General features: G+C 64.4%; 3 protein-coding genes. All 3 read left to right on the top strand.

All coding sequences use genetic code 11. The annotated features are described in order from the left end of the window. The first annotated feature begins 77 nt into the window (after nt 1–77). Nucleotides 78–272, top strand: a complete 195-nt coding sequence (locus tag GRO01_RS13225) for a DUF1656 domain-containing protein (protein WP_062499659.1) — start codon at nt 78–80, stop codon at nt 270–272. Nucleotides 273–284: 12 nt separating this feature from the next. Beyond that, complete coding sequence (locus GRO01_RS13230) at nt 285–1,196, top strand: biotin/lipoyl-binding protein (protein ID WP_062506838.1); 912 nt, start codon at nt 285–287, stop codon at nt 1,194–1,196. 1 nt (nt 1,197) lies between these two features. Beyond that, the coding region (locus tag GRO01_RS13235) for an efflux transporter outer membrane subunit (protein WP_062506840.1) at nt 1,198–2,699 on the top strand (1,502 nt) is incomplete at its 3' end.

The following is a 2,699-nucleotide window of genomic DNA, read 5'->3' on the forward strand; positions in this document are numbered from 1 at the left end:
ATTCGGTGAGGTTGAGCGAGGAGCGTTGTGGACGAATTGGCGTACAGTCTGGCGGTTGGCATTGGGGTCGGTTTCTGATGCTGGCTGAAGTCAACCTGTTTGGCGTTTTCGTTGCTCCGCTTTCCATTTATGCTGTTGCGGCGGTTTTTGTGACACTGCTGCTGCGAAGCATCCTGTGGCGCACCGGTGCGCTGGGATGGTTCTGGCACGTCGCCCTCTTTGAAATAGCGCTCTATGTCTGTGTTCTCTGTCTACTCATCCTTTACGTATAGGAGGGGTCGGCAATGAACTGGACCCGCAGCGTGATCCGTGTCCTGCTGACCCTCATAGTCCTGGCCCTGGCCATCGGACTGGGGCGCACGATGTGGGACATCTATGTCCTCGCCCCCTGGACCCGTGACGGCCGTGTGCGCGTCTATGTCGTGGATGCTGCTCCCGAAGTCTCGGGCACGGTGGTGGCCGTGCCGGTCGTGGACAACCAGTTCGTCCACAAGGGTGATCCGCTCTTCGTGCTCGATCCGGTGCGCTTCCGCCTCGACATCGACGCCGCCCGCGCCCGTGTGGCGGGGGCCGAGGAAGACCTGAAGCTCCGCAGCTCCGACGCCAAGCGCCGTATGGGGCTGGGTGGCATCGTCTCGGCGGAAGAGCAGGAAGACTTCAACTCCAATGTTGAAACCCAGCGCGCCAAGGTCAACGCGGCCAAGGCCGAGCTGAACACCGCCCTGCTGAACCTGCAGCGCTCGACGGTCTATTCCCCGGTGGACGGCTACATCACCAACCTCAACCTGCGGGTGGGCGACTACGCCCATGCCGGTGTGTCGGGCCTGGCCGTGATCGATGCGCACAGCTACTGGATCAACGGGTACTTCGAAGAAACCAAGATGCACGGCGTGCATGTGGGGGACGAAGCCCGCGTCAAGCTGATGGGCTACAAGCAGATCATCATGGCGCATGTCGTCAGCATTGGTCGCGGCATCAACGACCAGAACGGCGTGTCCGACAAGCTGGGCCTGCCGGACGTCAACCCGATCTTCACCTGGGTGCGTCTGGCGCAGCGTATTCCGGTGCGTCTGGAGTTTGACAACGTGCCGCCGGAAATCACGCTGGCGGCCGGCATGACGGCCACCGTGACGATCGGGCGGGAGACGCCGGGCGCGCGCGGGCGTCTGACCACCTGGCTGCAGAACCACCTCTGACATGTCACGCTCTTCTTTCACCCGGGCCGTAGCCCTTGCCCTAGGCACCTGCCTGTCGCTGACGGCGTGCACGGTGGGTCCGAACTTCAAGCCGGACAGGATCAAGGTCCCCGACGCCTTCGTCGAGCAGCCCCACCCGGCCACGGCCGATGCGCTGGCGCAGTCAGCCGAGGACATGAAGGACTGGTGGGCGCAGTTCCACGATTCCATGCTCAACGAGCTGGTGGAACAGGCGATCAAGGGCAATTACGACCTGCAGATCGCCTCGCAGCACATCATCGCCGAGCGCGCCGTCCGCCGTCAGGCGCAGTCGGCCTGGTATCCGCAGCTTGATGTGGCCGCGGGCGGTGGCGATGACCGCTATTCCATCAACGTCGACAACTGGCCGCTGCGTCCGGGCAATCCGGCCAATCGCCCCGAGGCCTCGGTGCTGACCTATGGCGCGCGGGCGAGCTGGGAGATCGACCTGTTCGGGCATATTTCCCGGCAGGTGGAAGAGCGCAAGCGGATCGTCGAGGAATCGATCGAGAACCGCCGCGCGGTCCTGCTGTCGCTGCTGGCCGAGATGGCCACGGATTATGTAACGCTGCGTTCGGTGCAGGAGCGTCTGACCGTCACCGAACGCGCCATTGACGTGGCGGTGCGCTCGCGCGAACTGACCGAAAAACTCTACACCCATGGTCTGGGCAACACGCTGGCCGTGGCGCAGGCGCAGACGGAAGAGCATCTCGAACGCTCGCGTCTGGCGCCGCTGCACGAGCAGGAAGAGCGGCTGATGCATGCCATCGCCGTCCTCGTCGGCGACATGCCGGGCCAGCTTGAGGAAGAGCTGGAAAAGCGCCGTCCGATCCCGGCTCTGCCGCATTTCCCCGACAGCCTGCCGTCGATCGTGCTCGCCAACCGGCCCGACATCCGCGTGGCCGAGGCCGAATACGCTGCCGATACGGCACGCGTGGGCATTGCGGTCTCGAACCTCTATCCGAAATTCATGATCCCGCTGACATTCAATCCGAACGCCTCCGCCGCTTATCAGGCGTTCCAGGCGGGCGGCATGGCGTGGAGCTTCATGATGATGGCGACGCTGCCGGTCATCCATGGCGGCCGCTACACCGCTGCGATCGCGCAGGCCCGGGCCGAGGCCGAGGGCAGCCGCCTGAACTACCGCAAGACGGTGCTGAAGGCGTTTGCGGAAGTCGAGGATGCAATGGGCGACTGGCGGCACAATGCCGAGCTGGTCGAGGAGCTGAACCAGGCCTCCGTTGATGCCGGCCTCGCCCGCGACCGCGCGCAGAAGCTGTTCACGGCCGGTTTGACCGGATATCTGAACGTGCTGACGACCGAGCAGACCGCCCTGTCCGCCGAGGACCAGGCCGTCGTCGGCCGCCTCGCCCGCGTGCGAAACGCCGTTGCGCTCTACGTCGCCCTCGGCGCCGGATGGCAGGGCAAGGCCCTCACCGACACCAGACTTCCCGTCGAAGTCAAACAGCAGAACGCTTTCGTCAG

Origin of the sequence: Gluconobacter roseus NBRC 3990, from assembly GCF_006538885.1 — a bacterium.
Lineage (GTDB): Bacteria > Pseudomonadota > Alphaproteobacteria > Acetobacterales > Acetobacteraceae > Gluconobacter > Gluconobacter roseus.

Coding starts and splice junctions, on each gene's coding strand:
- GRO01_RS13225 (WP_062499659.1), top strand. CDS start 78: ATGCTGGCTGAAGTCAACCTGTTTGGCGTTTTCGTTGCTCCGCTTTCC.
- GRO01_RS13230 (WP_062506838.1), top strand. CDS start 285: ATGAACTGGACCCGCAGCGTGATCCGTGTCCTGCTGACCCTCATAGTC.